At 59.8% G+C, this 22,933-nt stretch carries 18 protein-coding genes; 8 read left to right on the plus strand and 10 right to left on the minus strand.

Features of this window, described 5'->3' with window-relative positions:
- The first annotated feature begins 676 nt into the window (after positions 1-676).
- Together LPA37_RS18070 and LPA37_RS18075 are read left to right on the plus strand one after the other, a co-directional pair.
- Positions 677-1,594, plus strand: a complete 918-nt coding sequence (locus LPA37_RS18070) for a tyrosine-type recombinase/integrase (RefSeq protein ID WP_229013242.1) — start codon at positions 677-679, stop codon at positions 1,592-1,594.
- Positions 1,595-2,333: 739 nt separating this feature from the next.
- Complete coding sequence (locus LPA37_RS18075) at positions 2,334-3,113, plus strand: DNA-binding protein (RefSeq protein WP_229013243.1); 780 nt, start codon at positions 2,334-2,336, stop codon at positions 3,111-3,113.
- A 658-nt stretch (positions 3,114-3,771) separates the two neighbouring features.
- Here the strand turns inward: LPA37_RS18075 and LPA37_RS27925 are convergent.
- From LPA37_RS27925 to LPA37_RS18085, 3 genes are read right to left on the minus strand one after another with little or no spacing between them, the layout of a single operon-like run.
- The gene (locus tag LPA37_RS27925; RefSeq protein ID WP_456093800.1) at positions 3,772-4,176 is read right to left on the minus strand and encodes an alpha-amylase family glycosyl hydrolase; all 405 of its coding nucleotides are present in this window, start codon (positions 4,174-4,176) and stop codon (positions 3,772-3,774) included.
- Complete coding sequence (locus LPA37_RS18080; RefSeq protein ID WP_229013244.1) at positions 4,062-4,427, minus strand: hypothetical protein; 366 nt, start codon at positions 4,425-4,427, stop codon at positions 4,062-4,064. The genes LPA37_RS27925 and LPA37_RS18080 overlap by 115 nt, the downstream gene beginning before the upstream one ends.
- 10 nt (positions 4,428-4,437) lie before the next feature.
- The gene (locus LPA37_RS18085; protein WP_229013245.1) at positions 4,438-7,176 is read right to left on the minus strand and encodes an MGH1-like glycoside hydrolase domain-containing protein; all 2,739 of its coding nucleotides are present in this window, start codon (positions 7,174-7,176) and stop codon (positions 4,438-4,440) included.
- A gap of 916 nt (positions 7,177-8,092) precedes the next feature.
- Between LPA37_RS18085 and LPA37_RS18090 the strand changes: the two genes are divergently transcribed.
- From LPA37_RS18090 to LPA37_RS18105, 4 genes are all read left to right on the plus strand, one after another.
- Positions 8,093-9,457: a DUF3300 domain-containing protein gene (locus tag LPA37_RS18090; protein WP_229013246.1), complete on the plus strand. Its 1,365-nt coding sequence runs from the start codon at positions 8,093-8,095 to the stop codon at positions 9,455-9,457.
- A gap of 12 nt (positions 9,458-9,469) precedes the next feature.
- Positions 9,470-10,387: a DUF2950 domain-containing protein gene (locus tag LPA37_RS18095; protein WP_229013247.1), complete on the plus strand. Its 918-nt coding sequence runs from the start codon at positions 9,470-9,472 to the stop codon at positions 10,385-10,387.
- A gap of 8 nt (positions 10,388-10,395) precedes the next feature.
- On the plus strand, positions 10,396-10,725 hold the full coding sequence (locus LPA37_RS18100) for a hypothetical protein (RefSeq protein WP_407672553.1): 330 nt from the start codon (positions 10,396-10,398) through the stop codon (positions 10,723-10,725).
- 135 nt (positions 10,726-10,860) lie between these two features.
- Positions 10,861-11,505 carry a VIT1/CCC1 transporter family protein gene (locus tag LPA37_RS18105; RefSeq protein ID WP_228976767.1) on the plus strand — a complete coding sequence of 215 codons (645 nt, stop codon included), beginning with the start codon at positions 10,861-10,863 and terminating at the stop codon, positions 11,503-11,505.
- 186 nt (positions 11,506-11,691) lie between these two features.
- Here the strand turns inward: LPA37_RS18105 and LPA37_RS18110 are convergent, their stop codons facing one another.
- A complete protein-coding gene (locus LPA37_RS18110) occupies positions 11,692-12,276 on the minus strand; it encodes a BPSL1445 family SYLF domain-containing lipoprotein (RefSeq protein ID WP_228976765.1) in 585 nt (194 codons plus the stop codon).
- 649 nt (positions 12,277-12,925) lie between these two features.
- Between LPA37_RS18110 and LPA37_RS18115 the strand changes: the two genes are divergently transcribed.
- Both LPA37_RS18115 and LPA37_RS18120 read left to right on the plus strand, forming a co-directional pair.
- Positions 12,926-13,399 carry a glycine zipper family protein gene (locus LPA37_RS18115; protein WP_229013249.1) on the plus strand — a complete coding sequence of 158 codons (474 nt, stop codon included), beginning with the start codon at positions 12,926-12,928 and terminating at the stop codon, positions 13,397-13,399.
- Between the two features lie 100 nt (positions 13,400-13,499).
- On the plus strand, positions 13,500-14,087 hold the full coding sequence (locus LPA37_RS18120; RefSeq protein WP_229013250.1) for a hypothetical protein: 588 nt from the start codon (positions 13,500-13,502) through the stop codon (positions 14,085-14,087).
- Between the two features lie 201 nt (positions 14,088-14,288).
- On the opposite strand, the gene LPA37_RS18125 is transcribed toward LPA37_RS18120, so the two are convergent.
- The 6 genes from LPA37_RS18125 to LPA37_RS18150 all read right to left on the minus strand — a co-directional run bounded on the left by LPA37_RS18125 (position 14,289) and on the right by LPA37_RS18150 (position 22,921).
- Entirely contained in the window at positions 14,289-14,546 is a 258-nt protein-coding gene (locus tag LPA37_RS18125) for a hypothetical protein (RefSeq protein WP_229013251.1), read from the minus strand.
- Positions 14,547-14,707: 161 nt separating this feature from the next.
- Complete coding sequence (locus LPA37_RS18130; protein ID WP_228976759.1) at positions 14,708-15,295, minus strand: PqiC family protein; 588 nt, start codon at positions 15,293-15,295, stop codon at positions 14,708-14,710.
- The gene (locus LPA37_RS18135; protein WP_229013252.1) at positions 15,292-16,911 is read right to left on the minus strand and encodes a PqiB family protein; all 1,620 of its coding nucleotides are present in this window, start codon (positions 16,909-16,911) and stop codon (positions 15,292-15,294) included. Before LPA37_RS18135 ends, LPA37_RS18130 begins: the two co-directional genes overlap by 4 nt.
- Positions 16,895-18,178, minus strand: coding sequence for a paraquat-inducible protein A (locus tag LPA37_RS18140; protein ID WP_229013253.1), 1,284 nt, complete (start codon positions 18,176-18,178; stop codon positions 16,895-16,897). Before LPA37_RS18140 ends, LPA37_RS18135 begins: the two co-directional genes overlap by 17 nt.
- Complete coding sequence (locus LPA37_RS18145; RefSeq protein ID WP_229013254.1) at positions 18,175-19,686, minus strand: efflux transporter outer membrane subunit; 1,512 nt, start codon at positions 19,684-19,686, stop codon at positions 18,175-18,177. The genes LPA37_RS18140 and LPA37_RS18145 overlap by 4 nt, the downstream gene beginning before the upstream one ends.
- Before the next feature lies 1 nt (position 19,687).
- Positions 19,688-22,921 carry an efflux RND transporter permease subunit gene (locus LPA37_RS18150; RefSeq protein WP_229013255.1) on the minus strand — a complete coding sequence of 1,078 codons (3,234 nt, stop codon included), beginning with the start codon at positions 22,919-22,921 and terminating at the stop codon, positions 19,688-19,690.
- Positions 22,922-22,933: the final 12 nt, after the last annotated feature.

The raw sequence follows: 22,933 nt of genomic DNA on the forward strand, positions 1-22,933 counted from the left end.
TCAACTTCCCGAACCGCCCGGTGCGGACCCGCATGCCGGGTGGTGTGGCAGGGGTACGGCCTCATGGCCGTCCCCTATGCCGATTCAGATTTCATATTATTAGGCGAAATCAAATAATTTTACAATATCAAATTTCCCAAATTCCCCATAAAATTGTATGTGAGAAAGGGAAATGATCAGTCCATTCCATGATTTTATCTTTACGTGTTATGCATTGAAAATTAAACTAAATGTATTTTAACGATCCGAGACCGCCTTCTGAAGGTCGCCGTGAATAGGGTGTAGAATATTGTTTGCTGATAGAATGGAATTGATTTATTGTATTTTCAGGCTGACCGGAATGCAGCGCCGCCTCATTGAATTTGTTTACTACTTGTAATTCTTCCCGAAGGGCGCGGCGAAGTGGGTCGCTGCCCGACACTTCCGGCCCCCATCGCTGACGAAGGCCCGCATGCGGTAGGTGGCGTACGAGAAACTGGACAGCGAATCCGGGGGCGCGGGTAAGTTACCGTGCTGATGATAACGACCGCCATTAAGGTACGTCCAATACGGTGGGAAAACTTGTGGAGCATTTCCGGGTGCCAAGTGCAAGCGATGTGGATCGGGGCAGTCCTGCAAGTATGCATTCAACAAGCCTGATGTTCGGAAGGTCGTCCATTACTATCGTAGGTAACCAGTGACTGACAACCCCTCCGATCGCGACGACAACACATCGCCTCAAGAGGACAGGCAACTGACCTACGAAGACGTGATGCAAGACTACCAGTCCAGGTGGGGAGGACGGTTGCCCAGCAATCCTCGCGAAATTGCCCGATATCTTCGGGAGCACGGGAATGTCCTACCTGTTGCAACATTGAAACTCAGGTTGGCTGCCATCAGCCTGTGGCATCAGACTCACCAGTTTCCCGATCCGGCAAGGTCCGCGCACGTAAAAAGCGTGCTTAAAGAGATAGAGCACATGCAACAGACAGTGCGCGGACAGGCCCGACCGTTGCACGTCGAACAGTTGGAAATGGTCGACTCGTGGCTGGGTCAGCAAATCGCAAGGGAGAGTGGCTCGAGCAAACTCCCACATCTGAGAAACCGAGCATTGGTGCTAGTCGGTTTCTGGCGGGGATTCCGGTCCGACGAACTCACCCGCCTGAAAGTCGAAAAGGTGACGGTGGATAGTGGACGCAGCATCACTATCTACATTCCTCGTGTGGACTGCGATTCCACCAATAGTAGTGATATGACGTTCCGGACCGCTGCGCTCGCAAAGCTCTGTCCCGTGGCCGCTTACGAAGCCTGGATTGCCGCATCCGGGCTAACCAGCGGCCCTGCTTTTCGCAGCATCGACCGGTGGGGAACGATCAAGGATAACGCTCTCGCTAGCGGAAGCATCACTCCACTATTGCGCGGGATATTAAGATCGTCAGGTGTAGCGGATGCGGATGCCTATAGTAGTCATTCGTTGCGCCAGGGCTTCGCGATCTGGGCTCGATCGAACGCGTGGGACGAGAAGATGCTCGCGGAATACGTCGGGTGGAAAGACCGTCAGTCAGCAAGGCGTTATCTCGACACGCTAGACCCGGTTCGAGTGTTTCGTGCCTGACGCGTATTGCAAAATCGCATCTTTGCGCATTTCTCCCGTGGGCACTGACTTCGCAAGAGTCCTCGTCCTGTCAGTCGGCCATATGCCAGTCTCGCCAGTAATGCGAGAGCGGGCCGGAGTCAACTGCTCGGCTACCGATCTGCAGGCAGCTTAGCTACGTATTTGAGTCTGCTTTTCGCTTCCCGATCAGACCGACGAGATCCTGTTCGCGTAAATGACTGGCGGTTCCATGATCGCATCACGAGCACATACTTTCTCTCGCACTGGAGCAACTGTGCCAACACTTCACCGCGATCGCGTATGTTCATAATTGACTTCACCTCCCGGAAATGCTCACCGTCCACATACTTGAGCACGGCGCCCACATCCGGGTCGGCAAGCAAACCGCGCAACGCGCACCAGCCGGCGACGAATGCGGCCGAGGATGTCTCGAGCCGATTGCTTTTTCCGTCTTGCCTTGGGAGACAACGCTTGACCGCCATCGCGAATGGACTTGCCCGCATATCATTAAAGCAGCGCGTCGACTCTATTGCGTTCTTGGTAGAAAAGCGTGTGGATTTCACGCTTGCACTGCATCCGCACATCTTGGCTCCGCTTGACACTCCAACAGCAAACTGTAGCCTAGAATGTGTTCGGATCGCATTGTTCCACTCGCCTCCGGTCTGAATCTCGATTGATTTGGGTGAGATGGAACGAGTAATACGCGCCGTCCTGATGGTCCCGCTTCCAAGGAGTCTTCATGGCCTATCCGCGTTCGGAGTCTCGAAAAAATATTCGCTCCGTTGCCCTCGAGATGCTGACTGCACCCGGTGAGACGGCTTCCATTTCGACGGCACGCTTCAGACAACTGGTTTCGGTACGTAAGGTGCGCGACAAGCTCGGCGGCGGGGATCCGGCAGCGCTTGCTCGCGAACTAAATGCGCTTGAGCCAGAACTTACTGAGAGCGAGGGCGAGCTCGACGTTAATATTTCTGGCTTGGCGCCCGCTGTTACGAAGATCGTATCGAATACCGCAGTCACCTCAAAGACTAAGGGCGTCCGTTGCCTGGGTGAAAATGCAGAGCAGAATATTCCGGAGGCCGACGCTGCGACGCGAACGAAACTGAAGAAGTCGGAGATCAACGAGCTTCGCAGACTTGTTGCTGAACGCGATTCAGAACTTTCGAGTATCTTGAGCAAGCTCGCAATATCTGACGAGCGTAGCTTCATGCTGGAAGCTGCACTGAAAGATCGCGACAGGCAATTGGCCGCCGCAGTATCCGAAAGAGATGCCATTCGACGGACGTACGAAACGAAGCTGTTAGCGGAGCAGATGCGCTTCAGGGAGCAGTTGTTAGAGGAGCAGATTCGCTTCAGGGAGCAATTGTTAGAGGAGCAGATTCGCTCCACGAAGCAATTGTCAGAGGCGCAGTTTCGCTTCCGGGAGCAATTGCTAGAGGGGCAGATTGACTACATGAGGAAGACGGCGGACGTGAGCGAATTCTATCAGGCTCTGTATGCTAACTCTGCCTCGAAATGACTTACCGTAAAGAAGCGGGTAAATCTGCTGAACGGAGAACGCATGAGTAAGTAGAAAGTACCAACGCGATGCTAACCGGAAGAATTCCGCGGCGTGGCGGCGCGGCCAGCGAAATCCGTGAGACACACGAGACAACGCATCGTCCGGGTGTCCCGATCACCGCGATCGGAAAACGGCTGATGGAACTCGCGTCGCGAAACGGTGCGGCCGTTGCGGCGCGAACTCTCGGCGTAACAGCGAGCCAAGCCTTCGCCAACGACAACATAGGCGCAAGTCGACTGGCTTCGCAAGGAATTGGCCCGCGCGACGCTCGACGATGAAATTCTCCCAAATGCTGTGGCGCACTTTGCGTATGGGGCGCGCTGAAGCACGCGTGGATCGATACCCACCTGGCAGTGCTGCTGTCAGGCGTATGTGTCGGGCGCCGGGCGTGTCGTGCAGCGGCTACTACGAGTGGCGAGTTCGCAAGTCGAGCGCGCCGGCGGCTGAGATCTCATCTCCCGGTCACTATTGCGGTCCCTGCGCTCATCCGGCTCCGAACGCGCACGCTGGCACGCTCTTGCAGGCTGTTTCCGCGTCGTACATCACAAGCACATACTTTTACCAGGACGACATCCGGTTGCACACAAAGCACTACTCTTACTCCCCGACCCGCGCCTTACGCTTTTGGGCACACACTTTTCCGTCGGGCAGGTTGTGTGTACTGCGGCGTGATATGGTCGGAAAGGCCCGTCAGACATAGAGACGTGTGTACATGGTTTGTCTCCGGCGCACTTGGATCGCGACCGTGAGCCAGCAAAAGCGGCCCTGTCCTTGATTCGACCCAGCAGTAGTTTTGCGGTGAGCGAGCCAGGTCAGCCTCGTTGCCATGAACAAAGTAGTCCGGATGCTCGTCGATCCATGGGTGATCCGGCGCCATGTGATTCGGCACGAAGTCGAGCATCAGTTTCAGTCCGCGCCGCTGCAGCCGCTGTCGCAATCGGGCGAGCGATTCAGGGGTGCCGAGATCGCGATGGATGCTGTAGCTCTGAATGGCGAAGCCCGAACCCGCGATGTCTTCGATCTTGAGGTCCGACAGCGTTTGCCGAACTCGTGTCGCCATTCAGGCTTTGCACGCGAAACTTCCCGCGCTGCCTTGTCGGTCTGCCAGATGCTCAGGAACCAGACCCAATCGAAACCGAGGTCAGCCAGGCGATCCAGCTCGGCGTCCGGAATATCGTCGAACGTCACGCGCTTACCCAGCTCACGAGACAACGCGGTAAACCAGACACGCGTGTTGATCTGATACAGCGCCGGATAGCGTACGTCGGACATCGATCCTCCGTCACCTCTGATTTACGGCTTCTCCGCCAACCTGCTCCTTGACGACCTTCGCCATCAGGTACCCGCGTTCTGTTTCAAGCATCGAATGAGCGTCGACGCGCGCAAACAGGTCAAGCAGGGGCGCGACCAGACCCGTCCACCCTGTCTGGTGGCTGGCTCCCAGCCCTGCGCCATTGTCACCGTGGAAGTACTCGTAAAACAGGATCAGGTCGCGCCAGTGCGGATCGTCCTGGAATTTGTCCGATCCACCATACACCGGCCTTCGCCCATTTTCATCGCGCAAGAACGTGCCCGTTAGCCGCCGGACAATTTCCTGGGCCACCTCGAAGAGCGTCATCTGCGGACCCGAACCCGTGGGACACTGAACCTTGAACTCATCGCCGAAAAAGCTGTACAGGTTCACCAGTGCCCGGATGATAAGCATATTGACTGGCATCCAGACCGGACCTCGCCAGTTGGAGTTGCCCCCGAACATCCCGGTATCCGATTCGGCCGGCAGGTACTGTACTTTGTACTCTTCACCCCCAACCCTTAACACGAATGGATGTTCAAGGTGATAACGCGAAAGCGAGCGAATACCGTATGGCCCAAGGAACTCGTTCTCGTCAAGAAGACAGGCAAGTACGCGCACGAGCTTCTTTTTATTGAGGACGGACAACAGACGCCGTTCCTTATAACCGATGAAGCCGGTTTCCGTCGGGGCTATCTGGGCAATCAACTCGGGGTGACGTTTTCGGAACTGGGCGATCAGCTCCATCAGCTTCGGATAGCGAGTGGCATAATCCGCCTCGAACACCGTCGACGCGCATAGCGGCAACAGTCCTACCATCGACCTCACTTTCAAACGGCTCGCCTGCCCGTCCGGGAGGCGCAGCAAATCATAGAAAAAGCCGTCCTCCTCGTCCCACATTTCGTCATGGTGTTCGCTGCGGCGGTCCATTGCATAGGCGATCCACATAAAATGCCGGACAAACTTGAAGGCGACCTCTTCGTAGAACGGGTCGTACTCAGACAGAATAAGCGCGATCTCCAGCATGTTCTGGCAATAGAATGCCATCCACGCCGTCCCGTCCGCCTGCTCCAGCGTTCCGCCGGTCGGAAGCTGCGCGCTGCGGTCGAAGACACCGATGTTGTCCAGACCCAGAAAGCCGCCTGCGAAGACGTTGCGCCCGGTGGGATCCTTGCGATTGATCCACCAGTTGAAATTGAGCATCAAACCCTGAAACGATCGCTCCAGGAAGTGCGGATCAGCGCGGCCCAGTTGTTTCTCGTACTTGTATAGCCAGAGTGTCGCGGCGGCATGCACCGGCGGATTCACGTCGCCGAAGTTCCACTCGTAAGCCGGAATTTGCCCGCTCGGGTGCGAGTACAGGCTGCGCAGCATCAGCAGTAGCTGATCCTTGGCGAAATCGAAATCCACCAGCGCCATGGAGACCGTGTGAAACGCAAGGTCCCAGGCGGCGTACCAGGGATATTCCCACTTGTCCGGCATGGAGATCACGTCGGCGTTCAGCATGTGGAACCAGTCTGTATTGCGCACGTCGCGACGAGCGGACTCGAGCAAAGGATGACTCTTGTGCTCACGTAGCCACTTGTCCAGGTCGAAGTAGTAATACTGCTTGCTCCATAGCATTCCAGCCAGCGCCTGGCGGTGCACACGGCGTTGATCTTCTGTCAGCGACTTTGGCGCAATCCGCTGGTAGAACTCGTCGGCCTCGGCGATGCGGCTCTCGAATATTTTGTCGAAGCCATCGAAAGGATCATTCATTCTGGCGGCCGTCAGCCGCAGCCGGATCGTCCTGCTTGCCCCGGCAGGCAGGACGAAAATATAGTGCGCCGCGGCCTTCGTGCCTGTCCTTGCGGGATTTACCGCATCGCGCTGCTTCGAAACGATGTAGCGGTGGAATGCATCCTTAACGTAAGGAGATGCGTTGGGCTCGCCCCACAGACGCTGCGCATTGCTTTCGTTCTCCGTGAACAGCGACTCCGGATCGCCCTCGCAATGGAGCCAGTACGGGTCCAGTTCATGATGCGTGACGGCAATCGTACCCGGTCCGGCTTCGTACAACGATGGCTTGCGATCGCCCTCTCCCCAGGACCAGGTGTTTCGAAACCACAGTGTCGGCAACACTCTTAGCGGTGCCGCCTCCGGTCCGCGGTTATGTATCGAAATCCGCACAAGAATATCGTCAGGATCTGCCTTGGCGTATTCGATGAACACGTCAAAATACCGGTCATCATCGAAGATCCCGGTATCAAGCAGCTCATACTCAAGCTCGCCCCGTGAACGGTTTCGGTTGGTCTCGACCAGGTCCTGGTAGGGATACTCCCGCTGCGGGTACTTATAGAGGTACTTCATGTAGGAGTGAGTCGGCGTGCTGTCGATATAGAAGTAATATTCTTTAACGTCCTCTCCATGGTTGCCCTCGCTATTCGTGAGGCCGAAAAGGCGTTCCTTCAAAATCGGGTCGCGCTCGTTCCACAGCGCCAGTGCAAAGCAAATCCGTTGGTGGTCGTCGCAAAGTCCGGCGAGTCCGTCCTCCCCCCACTTGTAGGCGCGTGCGCGCGCCTGATCATGAGTGAAGTAGTTCCAGGCGTCGCCGTTTTCGCTGTAGTCTTCCCGGACTGTCCCCCACTGCCTCTCGCTCAGATAGGGCCCCCACTTCTTCCACGGGACATGGGCCTCACGCGTTTCGTTCAAACGCATTTGCTCCGTTACATCCACGATGACAACCGCCATGGCTTTTTCTCCGCTACGGGGAACGAATGCAGCGCGACATCCGGGCAGGAATGCGTCCGTGGCAGACCGCAGACTTGAAAACTTTACAGGAGAGAATACGTAATCCGGCTATCGAGGCATGTTCCGGTCTCTAACCGGATCGAGGTCGCCTGAATGACACGAGCCTGTCGCGTCAATCCACAGGTGTGTCGCTACCGTGATAACAACAGATGCCCTGCCATTCATAAAAATTGCTTAACCAGTTTATTTCTATTCCTGAATGCTCGACCTTGACGTGTTCATGGACAATAAGACTTTGGTCCCACGGTTTGCCGGATTTTTCGACCCCGTAGCGAATGAAACGCGGCTGGCTTCCAGCGTTGGCACGACGCAATCATCGACGCAGGAAGCGCGCTATCGTACGGGTATAGGACCAAAGGCTAATTGCACGTCAACAATCCGGAGTTCAATAATGAAGCTGTAGAGGTGTCGCGCCGCAATAGATCACGCGGTTCGGTATGGCGCTATCCCGCGCAAGGCGGCAGTGCGTATCACCTGGAAGTCGCGCCCCGGAAAGCGTCTGCTGGGAGCAGATCGCGGCTGTCGCAAAGGTCAGCGACGAAGCCATCGCTGCGGCCCATAGGGGCGTGGTTCATCGGCAAGGATCAGGGTTTTGACAGGCGACGCGGCATCCAGTGAAGAGCGGCGCGAAGTCAAGATAACACTATGCATTACAAAGCGCCTGGCAAGTCAACCAGGCGATGTCGACTTCATCGCGCTCGCACAATTGGCTTCAACGAAACCGGGTGCGCCTGGGCCACAACGTACGTGTGCCACGCGAGCGGTCGAAACTGGTGCAGTCACCGGCTGGAACTCGCAACCGGCAACAGGAAATCCACAAGACAGCTGGCATTGTGATCAGTTGGGAGGAGTCGCCATGAACCGGTGGAGTGAAAGACTGTTGCGAGCGGTCCACATGTGGTTCCTCGTTGTACTGATGATGGGCGTGGGCAATGCGAGCGCCCAGAGCCAGCCGCAGCAGCAGCCCACCCAACCGCAGCAGCAGACATTCAAGCCAGAGGAGATCGAGGCGCTGGTGGCACCGATCGCGCTCTATCCGGATTCCGTTCTGTCCCAGGTACTGATGGCCTCCACGTATCCGCTGGAGATCGTGCATGCGGCGCGCTGGGTCAAGGACAATCCGAACGTCAAGGGCGATGCCGCGGTAAAAGCGGTACAGGGACAGCCGTGGGATGTCAGCGTGAAATCGCTGGTCGCGTTTCCGCAGGCACTCGAGCCGATGAATGACAAGCTCGAATGGACCCAGAAGCTTGGAGACGCCTTCCTCGCGCAGGAGAAGGACGTCCTCGCCGCGGTACAGCGACTACGCGCGCGTGCGCAGGAAGCGGGGAACCTGAAGTCCAATGAGCAACAGAATGTGACCGTGGAACCCGCGCCAGCGGGCGGGCAAACCACCCAGACCATCGTGCGCATCGAGCCGGCGAACCCGGCGGTCATATACGTGCCGGCCTACAACCCGACCGTCGTGTACGGTACGTGGGGCTATCCGGGCTACCCTCCATACTACTGGCCTCCGTACCCGGCTTATTATCCAGGCGCCGCGCTCGCTACTGGACTTGCCTTTGGTGTCGGCCTCGCCGCTGCCGGAGCAATTTTCGGCAACTGCAACTGGGGAGGTGGGGACGTCAATATCAACGTCAACAAGGCAGCCAATATCGATCGCAATTTCGATCGCACCAAGGTTCAGGGCGGCAAGTGGCAGCATGACGCGAGCCATCGCCAGGGTGTCGCCTACCGTGACAGCGCATCCCGTGAAAAATTCGCCAACAATGTCTCCGGTGCTGGCGCGCGCGATGACTTCCGTGGCCGCACCGGCGACGCAGGCGACCGGGCCGGCGCAGCCAATCGCGCAGGCGGAGCGAACAATGCCAATCTGGGCGAGCGTGGCGGTGGAAGGAACAACGCCAGTGCCGGCGAGCGCGGCGGTGGCGGGAACAACGCGGGCGTGGCCGACCGTGGCGGCGGAGGCAATGCCGCAGGTGTCAGCAATCGTGCCGGCGGAGCGAACACTGCCGGTGCCGGCAATCGCGCGGCCGTGTCCGACCGGGCCAGCACCGGAAGCGGTGGCCGCGACAGTGCCTTCCAGGGTGTGGGCGGCGGTGGCCGTGCCCAGCAGCAGGACTTCAACCGGGGCCGATCCAGCGCACAGTCTTCGAACTTTAACAGAGCGGGCGGCGGCGGAATGCGGGCGGGCGGTGGCGGCGGACGCGGCAGGCGCTAAGGAGACACGAGCATGAAGTCACCACTACGATTTCTCGCATCGCGGCCAGGCGCGATCGGCACTTCAGTCGCGCTTGCACTCGCACTCTGCCTTGGGACGCCCTCTTCTGCGTACGCCCAGAAGACCTTCAAGTCACCGGAAGCGGCGATGACGGCGTTTGGCAACGCTGTTGCCAGTAGCGACGAAGCAAAATTAAGGGCTTTGCTTGGCGCCAACTTTCGGGAACTCATCCCTCCGACCGGCTCCGAAATCCGGAGCCGCTTCCTGACGGCCTGGGACACGTCACATGCGATTCAGGTGGCGGATAGCGAACACGCCGATATCGCGGTGGGCAACGATGGCTGGACTCTTCCCATCCCCCTCGTGAAATCGGCCCACGGCTGGCATTTCGACACGCTCGCCGGCGTCGAGGAAATGCGTTTGCGCCGCATCGGACGCAACGAGCTTGCTGTCATCCAGACGATGCTTGCAATCTACGATGCGCAGCGCGAATACGCCGAGACGGACCACGACGGCAGTGGCATCCTCGCCTACGCGAACAGGTTATCGAGTTCGCCTGGCAAGCAGGATGGTCTGTACTGGCCGACTTCTCCCGGTGCTACGCCGAGCCCGCTTGGAGTCGCGTTCGCGACGGCGGGCGCGCGCCACACAGAGAGGGCAGGCTATTACGGCTACCACTACAAGCTGCTCACCTCGCAAGGCCCTCACGCTCCTGGCGGGGCCTACGACTATGTTGCAGACGGCAGGCTCTTTGGTGGCTTCGCCGTCGTTGCGTGGCCTGTTCGCTACGGGGACACCGGCATCAAGAGCTTCATGGTCAGTCACAAAGGACAGGTCTACGAGCGTGATCTCGGACCCGACGGCGCGGCGAAAGCGGAGGGAATGCGGTCGTTCGACCCCGGTCCCGGATGGGCGAAGGTGTCACCTTGATGCGCCTCATGCTCACCGCTACCTGCGGCGCCCTGGTCGCGCTATCGGCATGCACTTACTACGGCGTGCCGGCAGGCACCGTGGTGATGACGCCAGCCAGCTACGATCGCTCGTTCGCTGCGGCGGCGGGCGCAATGCGCGACGAAGGATTGACCATCACCGTCCAGGACCCGGCGAGCGGCACCGTCGTGGGCAACGTCGACAGTAGCGTCGTGACGGCCGGCGTGCGCCAGCAGGCCGATGGCAGCGTTCAGGTACGATTCGATTCCAGCAACACACACGACCCGACCTTGCTTCAGCGCGTCTCGCGCAGCTACGACCGTCGTATGGGCCGATGAGCAGTACCGGGATATCCGGCGAAGTCTGGAAATCACCCGCGCAAACGCCCGCATCGGCTCGACGAGCGTGAACACCGTCGCACGCCGGTACCTGAAAATCCGGGCAGCAAAACAGGACACGGCGAGAGAGTGTCAATGAAACGCGAAGCGTTGCTCGATCCAGTCGATAGGGTTTCCGAGATCCTGTTTGGTCTCATCATGGCGGTCACGATCGTGGGCTCCGCGTCGATCGCGTCCAGCACGGAAAACCCTGGCCGTGCAGCGACCATTGCGGCGTTGGGCTGCAATGTCGCATGGGGTCTCGTGGATGCGGTGATGTATCTGCTACGAACGGCGACAGAGCGGACCCATCTCAGGCGCATCGGCTATCAGGTCATCCAGGCAGATAATGAACACGCACGCCGCATCATCGAGAAAATCTTGCCCGATTACGTGCGCGCGATTGTCGGCGAGGAAGAGATTGAAGGCATGCGCAAACGAGTACACGATCTGTCTTCGGAAGGTCGTCGTCGCGCGCTCGAACCGCGGGACTATCTCGAGGCTTTCGGTATATTCCTGCTGGTCGTCATCGCCACTTTCCCCGTAGTATTGCCGTTCCTGATACTGAGTTCCACACCGCTTGCCATGCGGGTCTCACGCGTAATCGCGATCAGCATGCTGTTCGTACTGGGCTTCGCACTCGGGCGACACGCCGGGTATCGAAGCCCGCTGTATACGGGATTCGCGATGGCCGCGCTGGGCGTCGCGCTGATCGCGATGGTGATAGCGCTCGGCGGCTAATCCGATGGTATCGAAACGGGCTGTAACTCGGGCAACGGCACAGCCGCGCATGACCAGAACGCACCGCGCAGCGGGAATCAGCCTGCCCGAAGACCGTTCGCACCAGACACGCAATACACCGCTGCCCCGAGTTCGCCATTGCCCGTGAGGTCATTGGGCGTGCGTGAGACAAGCCGGTCTTCACCTTCACAATTTGAGCCGCGTTACCTTCGCGCCGTTGACCGAGGCGTCCGCCATCAGACCGGTATTGGTCAGCACGAGCGCCACGACCTGCGAGGAGACAGATGTTGTGTCGATTGTGCCGTTCGCGCCGACTTTTATGATCGACACCGCGACGTCGCTGCCAACCGACCACCCAGCCGCGTTGCGGAACGAATCGAGTGCGTCACGCGTCATGAACATGTAAATGACTGCCGTCGACTGCGCTCCAGCCTGAAATCCAAACGAAGCCGCCGCCGTGCTGTAATAGCCGGCCGTCACGCCACCCACACGCAATGCGCCTTCGCCATACGCCGCGCCTGCGATGAAGGCCGCCTTCTTCACGTCCGGAAACACCAGAATGCCCTGGGCCTTGGATGCGAGCTCGCGCGAACCCGAGACGGTCGCGAAGAGCCGGTTCAACGTGCCATCAACACTTGCGTCGATCGCCTGGCGCTTCGAGACATCGGTTTCCGGGCTTTTGCCGCTGTCTGGTGTCATGGTGCAGCCAGCGAGTGCCAGCCCCAGGGCACTGACAGTTGCGCCTGTTATCACAAAGTCCCGTCTGTTCATGATTGACCTCCATTGAGTTGCCGGGGCGAGTCCCCGGTGGGTGAGTCTGGCCGCTACATCCTTCGATCCCGTTCGAGCCAGCGCTGGTTTCCTGCAGGGTGTACATGCAGCGTCGGCAGCGTGGCGTTTTCGTCATTTCTTTCGAGGAATTTGCGGGCGTCGACGATGTCGGCTGCGAGCAGGTTCGCGACATTGCGATTGATGTGAGGCCTTAACACAGCCCGCGGACTTGTGCCCTTCTCTCAAATCGGCCTCTCAGCTTCTACAATGATTCTTCTCATAGCTCGAAACAATACGACCTTGGTCTCACAGTCCATGCACCGCCCTGGAAAGCGGTCGCGACCTTGAGCAGCCTGATCCGACGGGTTATCTCGTGGAGTGAATAACTGCATCGGATCCTGGTCCTGGGTCATTTACCCAGAACGCACCCTGCTCTGCCGAAACGCACGATGCGCGGCAAATACGACCTTGGTCCGATTGCGCGCGGCATGGCGGGAACGCAATGATAAAAGCGAACCTGCCGCTGCTGCACACACATCGTCCAGCGCGAGATCCGCCAGAACTGACCTGATCTGACCGGTGCCGGTTGCGGCATCACTTTCAGGCAGTCGACGACCTGTATTAGCGCGGGCTCAAGCAAGGAGCTGCCATGAATAAATTAGCGAAATGCTGCGTTCTAGCCGTTCTAGCCGGCTCCATACCATTGGACGGAGCAGCGCAGGGAAGACCGATCGCCTATCCCGCCAAGGGACAAAGCCAGCAACAACAGCAGAAGGACGACGGCGCATGTTATTCGTGGGCCAAGACCAACACCGGCATAGATCCGGCTGCCATGTCCCCGGCCCCGCCTCCGCCTTCTGGACCGGCGGTGGGCGGAGGCGAACGCGTTCAAGGCGCTGCGCGTGGTGCGGCTGGCGGAGCGGTAATCGGAGCCATAGCGGGTGACGCAGGAAAAGGCGCGGCGATTGGCGCCGCGACGGGAACGATGGTCGGCGGCTCGCGCGCGCGGCAGAACCGCCGGGCTGCCGCGGCGTCCACCCAGTCTCAGTCCCAGGGTGCAATGGACACCTACAACCGTGCCTATGCCGCCTGTATGGAAGGTCATGGCTACACGATCAAATGAACGCTCGCTCAATGGCAATACGACGCGCCTGTGTCATGAAAGAAAAGGCGACCCGTCAAGCCGCAGGAGAATGCGTACCTGTTCGTTCAAGGAGAGCAGCATGAGAAACAGCAAACTCGTTGTTGTCGCGGCACTCGTGGCTCTCGCGAATGTCGGGTTCGCCCAGACGAAACCGCAAGTGGACGTCACAAGCGTACCCGGCAAGGTATCCGTGACCGGAACGATCAAGACGACGTCGACTGTCGTGGGCATCGAGCCGGATACGCGAACAGTCTGGCTGAAGGATTCCAGGGGAAAGGTCGTGCAAGTCGTGGTAGGTGAAGAAGCACGCAACTTCGACCAGATCAAGCTCGGCGATGTCGTCAAAGCCGAATACTCGCAGGCCATTACCCTCACACTTATAAAAGAGGGCGCAACGGTGGGCGCCAATGAAAATCACTCGCTTGAGCGTGCGCCACTCGGTGCGAAGCCCGGAGGCACCGCCACCCGACAGATCACCGTCATGGCCAATGTCGCCGCGGTCAATACTCATAGCGGCGTCGTGACACTGAAGGGTCCGCAAGGCAATTCCGTGGACGTGGTCGTGCAGGATCCAGACCAGCTAAACCGGATCAAGAAAGGCGATCATATGGAAGTGGTCTACAACGAGGCTTTTGCAATTTCCGTCGAACCTCAAACCGGCAAATAGCCCAAGGCTCAACAAGCGAGAGATCTGGCTGCTCTACCCGGCGTCTCTGCGAGACGAACCCTGCAGCGCAGTCTGTTCGTTGAAGCGGGGCATCCCCATGCGTTTTCGAAGCGCTCATGGTTGTTGACCGGTGCGAGAATCATCGTCTTTGCGCTCGACCAGACTGAACCCCCCGGCTTTTCGCTGATTCCCGCTCGTTACCTAGTACTTGATATCTCTGGCGGTCTCACGCCCGTTCTGCTTGGTCTGGCGCTTCTCGTGCCGGCACTGTGAGTTGTTTTTCTGGTTGTCCGCGCGACACCCCTGCTTTGTGTCTCGCGCGCCCTGACGGGTGTCCTGGCGCACGTCGCGCCCGGCACGACGTTGTTGCGCCTGCTCCGTCGCCCAGGAGGTTTCTGAAAAGATTGCTGCCAGCAACACCGCTATCAGGCCAATGAGCCGACGGTTCCGTTCGAGCATGATGCACCTCCCCTTGAATGCGTATGGAAACCTGATTCAGATTCTGCTCCTGGCGGGTAGTTCGGGATCGGGACCGGGAATATCTCCGCCTGCGAGCGCGCGAGCAAGATGTCTGAACTGACCTGTCGGAAGGCACGTCGTTGAAGATCACCTGATGAATCTCACTGCGGGCCGCTCGCCAGTACCACCGCTGCGATATCGCGGCTGACTGACGCGAGCGCGCGGTCATGGGCCGCGACGATCGGCTCGTAACCAGGGCCGGAAATCACCTCGTGCGCAACGGAGTGGCCGAGCACCGGGCGTGTCTTTCCGGGAGGGCGCACAGCCCATTGCACGTCAACGGTAACGTCCCGCCCTGGCACGGACTCGAAGTTCACCACATCGAGCCGCACACGCCATGTGGTCAGCGGGTCATCCCATCCCTCGAAAACCGATACTTGCTGCGAGTTCAGCAGCGCGCCAAGGTCTGCGGCAATCACGCGCGCAATACCGCCTTTCAACGATTGTGCCCAACGGGCGAACTCGTTGATTTCGACTTCGTTGGCGTCGACCCGCGTCACGATCTGTGGCCGATCGACGATGTCCGGTATCGTGACAGGACCGATCACCATCGACACGGGCCTCGTCGTCCCGGAACGGGTGAGCGACGCGTCCGGGCTAAGTGTATAGAAACTGGTCGGCGGCGACGCGCATCCACCCAGCAGGGCGGCCACCAGTCCAGGAATGAAACAGGCTCGACCGTATCTCATGGTTTGTCCCCCGACTTGCCGCGAACCAGTGCTTCTGGATGTCGCGACAGATAGTCGGCAAGCGTACGAAGCGACGCGGCAGTGCGGGTCAGTTCCTGCATTGCATCTGCCGTGGATTGCTGCAGCGCCGAATCCGGTTGCAACGCGGTATTGGCGGAATCCAGCATTGTCTGCGCCGACGTCAACGTGTCATGAGCGCGCGGAACGACCTCGGTATCAAGCTGGGATAGCAACGCATTGGCGGTGCGCAAAGTCGTCCGGGCGTCGTTACCGAGGCCCTCGAACGGAATGCTATTGAGCTTGACCAGCAGCCGGGTAACCGAGTCCTGCAGCGATTGAAGCGTACGCGGTACCGCAGGCAACTCGGGCGGTGACTTGTCCCAGTCTATCTTTGCCCTGGCCGCATCCGGGAAATAGTCCAGCGCAAGATAGAGCTGTCCTGTCAGCAGATTTCCATTCCTGAGCTGGAACCGGAATCCGTTGTCCACCAGGTAATTCGCGATGCCACGCGGGTCGTCGCTGATACGCCCTCCGGTGCGGCCATCCTGGTAACGCGACGTAAAGCGCTCAGGATAGATCTCGATTTCGACGGGAATACTGAAACTGTGCCGCTGGGCGTCGAACCGCGTATGAATCGCGGTCACCCGCCCGATCTCGATGCCGCGGAAGTCGACAGGTGCACCCACTACCAGCCCGCGTACCGAATCCGCGAAGTTCACGACGTACTTATCGATAATGCGGTCGTGCTGTTTCATGGCGTCGGTGCGCGTCGGGTACAGCTCGAACTGCGTGTTGGCCGCGGCATCGGCTTCTTCCACCGAATCCGGCGGCGACTCGAACGCAATACCGCCGACGATGACAGACACGATCGACTGGGTTTCAATGCGCACACCGTTGCTATCGAACGCCATGTTGAATCCGCTCGCGTGCCAGAAACGCGTGTCGGTTTTCACGAACCGGTCGTATGGCGCGTTGACAAACACCTTCAGCGTGACGCCTTTGCCGTTCGGATCCAGTTGATAAGATGCGATCTGGCCGACCTGAAGCCTGCGGAAATAGACGGGCGAACCCACATCCAGCGAGCCGAGCCCCACACTCTTCAATATGAACTCACGCCCCGGCACGTCACTCGCAAACACGGGCGGCTCTTCGAGCCCGACAAAACTGCGTCGCGCTTTCGCCGAATTGCCCACATCGACGTCGACGTAGGAGCCGGATAGAAGCGTGCCGAGTCCCGAGACCGTACCGCCCGAAATGCGCGGCCGGACCACCCAGAAACGCGTATTGTCCACGAGCAGACCCGCCACGTCGCGAGCGACCTCCGCTTTCGCCAGCACGTGTTTGTGGTCCGGCGCAAGCATCACCGTTTCCACCACGCCGATGTCGACGTCCTTGAACTTGAGCTTGGTCTTCCCGGCCTCGAGGCCCTCGCCTGTCTTGAAGCTAATGGTGATGTTCTCGCCTCTTTCCATGACAGCCTTCACGGCAAGCCACCCGCCAACCAGTATCGCCACGATCGGCACGAGCCACACCAGTTGCATGCGCCAGCGCGAGCGCGGCAAAGGGTCCGCGGCGGGAAGATCGGGAATATCAGGCTCTTCATTTGCCCCGGACATGATCTCTCTCCGCTTCGTCCCATATGAGGCGAGGATCGAAAGACATCGCCGCCAGCAGCGTGAGCACCACGACCGCTCCGAATGCTATCGATGCCGGGCCTGCCTTGATCGTTGCCAGTGCCTGGAATTGCACCAGCGCAACCAGCATCGTGATGACGTAGATATCGAGCATCGACCATCGTCCCACCAGCTCGACTATGCGGTAGATCCAGGTGCGCTGCTCAGGCAGCCATCGCGAGTGAATCTGTGTCGAGACCGTCAGATACACGAGGCCCAGGATCTTGAGCATCGGCACCACGATGCTCGCCACGAAGACGAGCACGGCGAGTAGCCACGACCCCGACACCCATAGATAAACCACACCGCTCATGATCGTGTCCTTCTGCGCGCCGAAGAGCGAACTCGTATCCATCACGGGCAGCACGTTCGCGGGCACGTACAGCACCATTGCGGCCACCAGATACGCCCACGTCCGCGAGAGGCTCGCGGGCTTGCGCATATGCGCCCGCGATCCGCACCGCGCGCAAATACACACACCCGCTTGTGCCGGCGGCCGCATCAGCAGGCCGCACTCGTGGCACAGTACCAGCCCGTATCCGGACGCCGTCACGGCGGCGCGGCGAACCTTGATGGGAGGCAGCCGCCATGCACGGCCGGTATCGTCCCCGGCTACGATGCGCGCCCACATCTCACGCGGGTCGAATGAAGCCGACGCCGCCGCGAGCAGCAGCATCAGCGCGATGAACGACCACAACGCGGTGCCCGGAACCACTGTCGCAATGTGCGCCAGCTTGACGAGCGCAACGAGCAGCCCAAGGATCAGTACCTCGGTCATGCCCCACGGACGCGCCAGCTGAAACAGCCGGAAGGCGGCGGGCGCTTGCCACGGCACGCGCCCCAGTTGCAGCGGCAGGAGTAGCCACAGCATCGCAAAGGTCTGCAGAACAGGCATGAGAATCGTCGTGATGCCGACAAGCACCGCGAGCGGCCACGTGCCGTTGACGTAAAGTACGCGCACCGAACCCGCCAGCGTGGTTTGAATGAGATTGCCGTTGACCGACAAACCGACAATCGGAAACACGTTCGAAATGACGAGCAGCACCGCCGACGCGATGGCAAATGCCAGCGCATTTTCGGGTCCGTTCGATCGCCCTCTTCGAAGCACCGCGTGGCACCGGTGGCAGCGTAATGAGCTGCCGGGTGTGACGGGCGCGCCGAGCTGGAGCAGATCGCACTCTGGACAGGCGATGATCTCCGGCGCTGTCATCGCGCCTCCAGTGCCATTGGCGGATCCGCTATCGGAGAGGGGCTGCGCGAGACGGGCCCGGTGTTCGCAGGCGTTTGCGCCGCGGGTGGCGGGACCGTCATTTTTTCCGCATCGAGAACCCAGCCGCCTCCCATTGCCTTATAAAGGGCGACGATCGAGTCGAACACGGCACCATTGGTCTGGGTATAGCCGAGCTGCGCGTTGAACAGACTGCGCTCGGCGTCCAGCACCTCGATGTAACTCGTATAGCCTCCCTCATAACGCAGCCGCGCGAGCCGTGCGTAGGTGCGCAGCGCATCGACCTCACGGCCCTGGATCACGAGCTGCTCGCGCGACTTCTGTAGCCCGATCAGCGCATCGTCCACTTCCTTAAAGGCGGTCTGGATCGCCTGCTCGTACTGGATCAACGCCTGTTGTTGCTGCGCTTCGGCTTGCTTCACCTGACCGCTGATACTGCCGGCGGTGAAGATCGGCATGCTCACCGAGCCGGCAAATGCCCAGATTCTCGCCGGTCCGGTAAACAGCTTCGAGAAATCGCCGCTGGCCGAACCAAACAGCCCCGTCAATGAGATCGACGGAAAATAGAGCGCCCGTGCCGCGCCGATCAGCGCGTTCGCGGCCACCAGGTTCTGCTCGGCCTGAAGCAGATCGGGGCGGCGTTCGAGCAGATCCGACGGCAACCCGGCCGGTACGGCGGGAATCACCAGATCCGACACGGCGCGGCCACGCATGATGTCGCCAGGGTTGCGGCCCAGCAGGACCGAGAGCGCGTCCTCCTGCTGGGCGATCTGCATCTCGAGCTGCGGAATCGTCGCGAGCGACGCTTCGTATTCAGACTGGCTCTGCGCGAGTTCCATCTGGGACACGTTGCCGCCCGCAAAGCGCAGCGTGAAGACGTGTACCGATTCCGCGCGGCTCTCTGTCGTGGCCCTGGCGATCTCGAGCTGCTGGTCGAGATCGCGCAGATTGATGTAGGAAGTCGCCACCGACGCCACCAACGTCAGGATCGTCGCACGGCGTCCCTCTTCGCTTGCGAGCAGGCTCGCGCGTGCCGCTTCGGTCTCGCGGCGCACCTTGCCGAACACATCGATTTCCCACGCCGCCGACAGTGTCGGCTGGAAATCGTTATAGACCGGCGACAACCCCGCCGGCAACGGCACAGGCCCAGCCTGCGAGGCACGCTGGCGTTGTGCATCGAAGCTCGCACCGACCTGCGGGAACAGCCCCGCCCGGGTCGTCACGAACTGACCGAGAAACTGATCCACGCGTGCAGCCGCGATCTTCACGTCCTTGTTATTCGCCAGCGCGGTGGTAATCAGGTCGTTGAGCACCGGGTCCTGGAATTGCTCCCACCACGCGGTGTTGGCGACCTCGACGCTCTCAGCGGCAGTGAAGCGATAAGTGGCGGGTGTTTCAACCGTCGGCCGCACATAGTTGGGCCCGAGCAGACAACCGCCCAGTCCCAGCAGGACCGGCACCAGAAACAGCAAGGAGACCGAGCTACGCATGTCATTCGTCCTCGCGTCGGGCCGACGGCTTGACTGCCGGGCCGCCAGGGCCCGCGCCCTGGCCGTGTGCGGGGCCTCCGCCCGATGCGCCGTCGCTTGAGCCCGGTGTCTTCTTGCTGCCCGACTTTTCGGACATTGTCTCGAGAACGTAGAAGAACATCGGGATGAGGAACACGGCGATCACCGTTGCACCGAGCATGCCGCCGATCACGCCGGTGCCGATCGAATGGCGGCTGTTGGCCGAGGCGCCGGTCGCAATGGCAAGCGGCACGCAGCCGAGAATGAACGCGAGCGAGGTCATCACAATCGGGCGCAGCCGTTCGGACGCCGCCGTGACGGCGGAGTCGTACACCGACTCGCCCGACTCGCGATTGAGCACGGCGAACTCGAAGATCAGAATGGCATTCTTGGCCGCGAGCGCAACCAGCATGGTCAACCCGATCTGGAAGTAGACGTCGTTTTCGAGGCCGCGTAGCAGGATCGCGAGCACCGCACCGAACACCGCGAACGGCACAGCCATGAGTACCCCTACCGGCAGACTCCACTTCTCGTATTGCGCGGCGAGTATCAGGAACACCATGACCAGGCCGAACACGAACACCAGCGATGAGGAACTGCCGGCCTGTCTCGCTTCGTAGGCCTCGCCGCTCCAACCCAGGTTATAGCCCGCCGGCAACGTCTGCGCGGCGATCTCGTTGAGTGCGGAAATGACCTGGCCCGAACTGTAGCCCGGAGCGGCATTGACCGTGATTTTCACCGCTGGAAAATTATTGAACCGCGTCACCAGATCCGGACCGGTGACATACCGTGAAGTCATCACGGCCTTGAGCGGCACCATGTTGTTCGTCTTGCTGCGCACATAGATCTGGTCGAGATCCATCGGCGAGAGCCGATACGAGGGCTCGGCCTGCAAGATCACCTGCCACAAGCGGCTTGAACGGTTGAACTGCGACACGTACAGCGAGCCGAACATCGTCTGCATCGCGCTATACACTTCTTCGATCGGCACACCCAGGGTCTCCGAGCGGTCGCGGTCCACGTCGACCAGCAGTTGCTGCGCAGACGCGTTGAAGGTCGAAGTGATGCGCGCCAGCTCGGGCCGTGCCTTCGCCTTGGCGATAAATTCGTCCACCACTCCGGCCAGTTGCGCGATGGTGGCATCGCCCTGGGCCTGTACCCATACTTCGGTGCCGCCGGTCGTACCAAGGCCCGGAATCGACGGTGGATTGATCGGCAGAATGATCCCTTCCTTCACCCTGGACAGCTTCTCGTAGGCGTCGATCAGGACAGCGCGCGCGTTCTGGGTTTTGATGTTGGCGGACTTGTAGCGCTCGTCAAAACTCTTGAGGCCGATAAAAAACGTTCCTGCGTTGTTCTTGTTCTGGCCATCAAGCAGGCTGAAGCCGTCGACAACCGTCACATTGCTGACGGCCGGCTGCTTCATGAAATAGTCCGTGACGTGCTGTGAGACTTCTCCTGTACGGTCGAGGCTCGCTGCATCCGGCATGATGACCGCGCCGAGCAGATACCCCTGATCCTCGGGCGGCAGGAACGAGCCAGGCACGGTCCTCATCATCACAACCGTAAGCGCGATCATGCCGGCAAACAGGAGCAGCGCTATCACGAAACGCTTGATGACCAGCTTCACGGCGTTCGAGTAGCTCTTCGTCATCCGCGCGAAGGCATTGTCGAACCACCTGAAGAAGCCACGTTTTTCATGGTGGCCTGGCTTGAGCAGCAAGGCAGCCAGCGCCGGCGACAGCGTCAGCGCAACCACCCCCGAGAGCACCACCGAGATCGCGATGGTGATGGCAAACTGCTTGTACAGCTGGCCGGTAATGCCGCCAAGGAATGCCACCGGCACGAACACTGCGCACAGCACCAGCACGATGGCGATGACCGGACCGGAGACCTCGTCCATCGCGCGCTTGGACGCTTCCTTCGGGCTCAGCTTGTACACGTTCATGTTGCGTTCGACGTTCTCGATCACCACAATCGCGTCGTCCACCACGATGCCGATCGCGAGAACCATCCCGAACAGGGTCAGCATGTTGATCGAGAAACCGAGCGCGAGCATGCCCGTGAACGTGCCGACGATCGAGACCGGAACGGCGATCACTGGAATCAGCGTGGCACGCAGGCTCTGAAGGAACACGAATACGACGATCACCACCAGCACCAGCGCCTCGAAGAAGGTATGGACAACGTCGGAAATGGATGCCCGGGTAAATTCGGTGGTATCCATCGCAACCTGATAGTCGATGCCCTCAGGGAATTGCTTCTTCATCTCGGCGAGCGTCGCGCGCACCTGTTTGGATACATCGAGCGCGTTAGCTCCGGGCTGCTGATACACCGCGATGATGGTGGCGGGCTTGCCCTGAAACTTGCTGCGAATCGAGTAATCCTTCTGACCGAGTTCCGCGCGGCCGATGTCCTTGAGCCGCACAATCGCCGCGCCATTGCTTGCGGCGCGGATAATAATGTTTTCGAACTGCGCAGGGTCGGTCAACCGGCCCGTGGTGGTAACCGCAAACGACTGTTCGACCGCTGTGCCGGTGGGTGACTGGCCGAGACGCCCGACCGCGAACTGCTGGTTCTGGTTGGCGACAGCCTTCTGCACGTCGCCCGCCGTGATGCCCAGTTGCGCCATGCGGTCGGGTTTCAGCCAGATCCGCATCGCGTAGTCCGGCGTGCCGAAGATACTCGACTGGTTCGCGCCCGGGATGCGCTTGAGCGCATCGAGCACATAGATGTTGGCGTAGTTGGCGATATAGGTCGCGTCGTAGCGGTTACTCGGCGAGTAGATGGCGATAACCATCATGAACGCCGACGATTTCTTCTGCACCTGGATGCCCTGCGACTGCACCGAGGACGGCAATTGCGGCAAGGCCAGATTCACGCGGTTCTGCACATCGACCTGCGCCAGTTCCGGGTTGGTGCCGATCTGGAAGAACGCGTTGAGCGTATAGGAACCGGTCGATGAACTCGACGAGTTCATGTAAATCATGTTGTCCGCACCGTTGACCTGCTGCTCGATCGGCGCGGCCACATTGTTCGCGACCACGTCCGCATTCGCCCCGGGGTAAGTGGCGGAGATCGTGATCTGCGGTGGCGTGACGTCGGGGTACTGCGCGATGGGCAGGTTGACCATCGCCACCGCGCCCCCCAGCGTGATGACAATCGAGATGACTGTCGCGAAAATGGGCCGGTCGATGCAGAAGTGGGAGATGCTCATCTCGTCAGCCCC

The sequence above is a fragment of the Paraburkholderia gardini genome (assembly GCF_907164545.1).
GTDB lineage: Bacteria > Pseudomonadota > Gammaproteobacteria > Burkholderiales > Burkholderiaceae > Paraburkholderia > Paraburkholderia gardini.

What these genes read in the sequence shown, in the direction of transcription:
- LPA37_RS18090 (WP_229013246.1), top strand. Translation starts at nt 8,093, where the DNA reads ATGAACCGGTGGAGTGAAAGACTGTTGCGAGCGGTCCACATGTGGTTC.
- LPA37_RS18125 (WP_229013251.1), bottom strand. Translation starts at nt 14,546, where the DNA reads ATGCTCGAACGGAACCGTCGGCTCATTGGCCTGATAGCGGTGTTGCTG.
- LPA37_RS18150 (WP_229013255.1), bottom strand. Translation starts at nt 22,921, where the DNA reads ATGAGCATCTCCCACTTCTGCATCGACCGGCCCATTTTCGCGACAGTC.
- LPA37_RS18100 (WP_407672553.1), top strand. Translation starts at nt 10,396, where the DNA reads ATGCTCACCGCTACCTGCGGCGCCCTGGTCGCGCTATCGGCATGCACT.
- LPA37_RS18085 (WP_229013245.1), bottom strand. Translation starts at nt 7,176, where the DNA reads ATGGCGGTTGTCATCGTGGATGTAACGGAGCAAATGCGTTTGAACGAA.
- LPA37_RS18145 (WP_229013254.1), bottom strand. Translation starts at nt 19,686, where the DNA reads ATGCGTAGCTCGGTCTCCTTGCTGTTTCTGGTGCCGGTCCTGCTGGGA.
- LPA37_RS18105 (WP_228976767.1), top strand. Translation starts at nt 10,861, where the DNA reads ATGAAACGCGAAGCGTTGCTCGATCCAGTCGATAGGGTTTCCGAGATC.
- LPA37_RS18095 (WP_229013247.1), top strand. Translation starts at nt 9,470, where the DNA reads ATGAAGTCACCACTACGATTTCTCGCATCGCGGCCAGGCGCGATCGGC.
- LPA37_RS18120 (WP_229013250.1), top strand. Translation starts at nt 13,500, where the DNA reads ATGAGAAACAGCAAACTCGTTGTTGTCGCGGCACTCGTGGCTCTCGCG.
- LPA37_RS18080 (WP_229013244.1), bottom strand. Translation starts at nt 4,427, where the DNA reads ATGTCCGACGTACGCTATCCGGCGCTGTATCAGATCAACACGCGTGTC.
- LPA37_RS18130 (WP_228976759.1), bottom strand. Translation starts at nt 15,295, where the DNA reads ATGAGATACGGTCGAGCCTGTTTCATTCCTGGACTGGTGGCCGCCCTG.
- LPA37_RS18135 (WP_229013252.1), bottom strand. Translation starts at nt 16,911, where the DNA reads ATGTCCGGGGCAAATGAAGAGCCTGATATTCCCGATCTTCCCGCCGCG.
- LPA37_RS18115 (WP_229013249.1), top strand. Translation starts at nt 12,926, where the DNA reads ATGAATAAATTAGCGAAATGCTGCGTTCTAGCCGTTCTAGCCGGCTCC.
- LPA37_RS18110 (WP_228976765.1), bottom strand. Translation starts at nt 12,276, where the DNA reads ATGAACAGACGGGACTTTGTGATAACAGGCGCAACTGTCAGTGCCCTG.
- LPA37_RS18140 (WP_229013253.1), bottom strand. Translation starts at nt 18,178, where the DNA reads ATGACAGCGCCGGAGATCATCGCCTGTCCAGAGTGCGATCTGCTCCAG.
- LPA37_RS18075 (WP_229013243.1), top strand. Translation starts at nt 2,334, where the DNA reads ATGGCCTATCCGCGTTCGGAGTCTCGAAAAAATATTCGCTCCGTTGCC.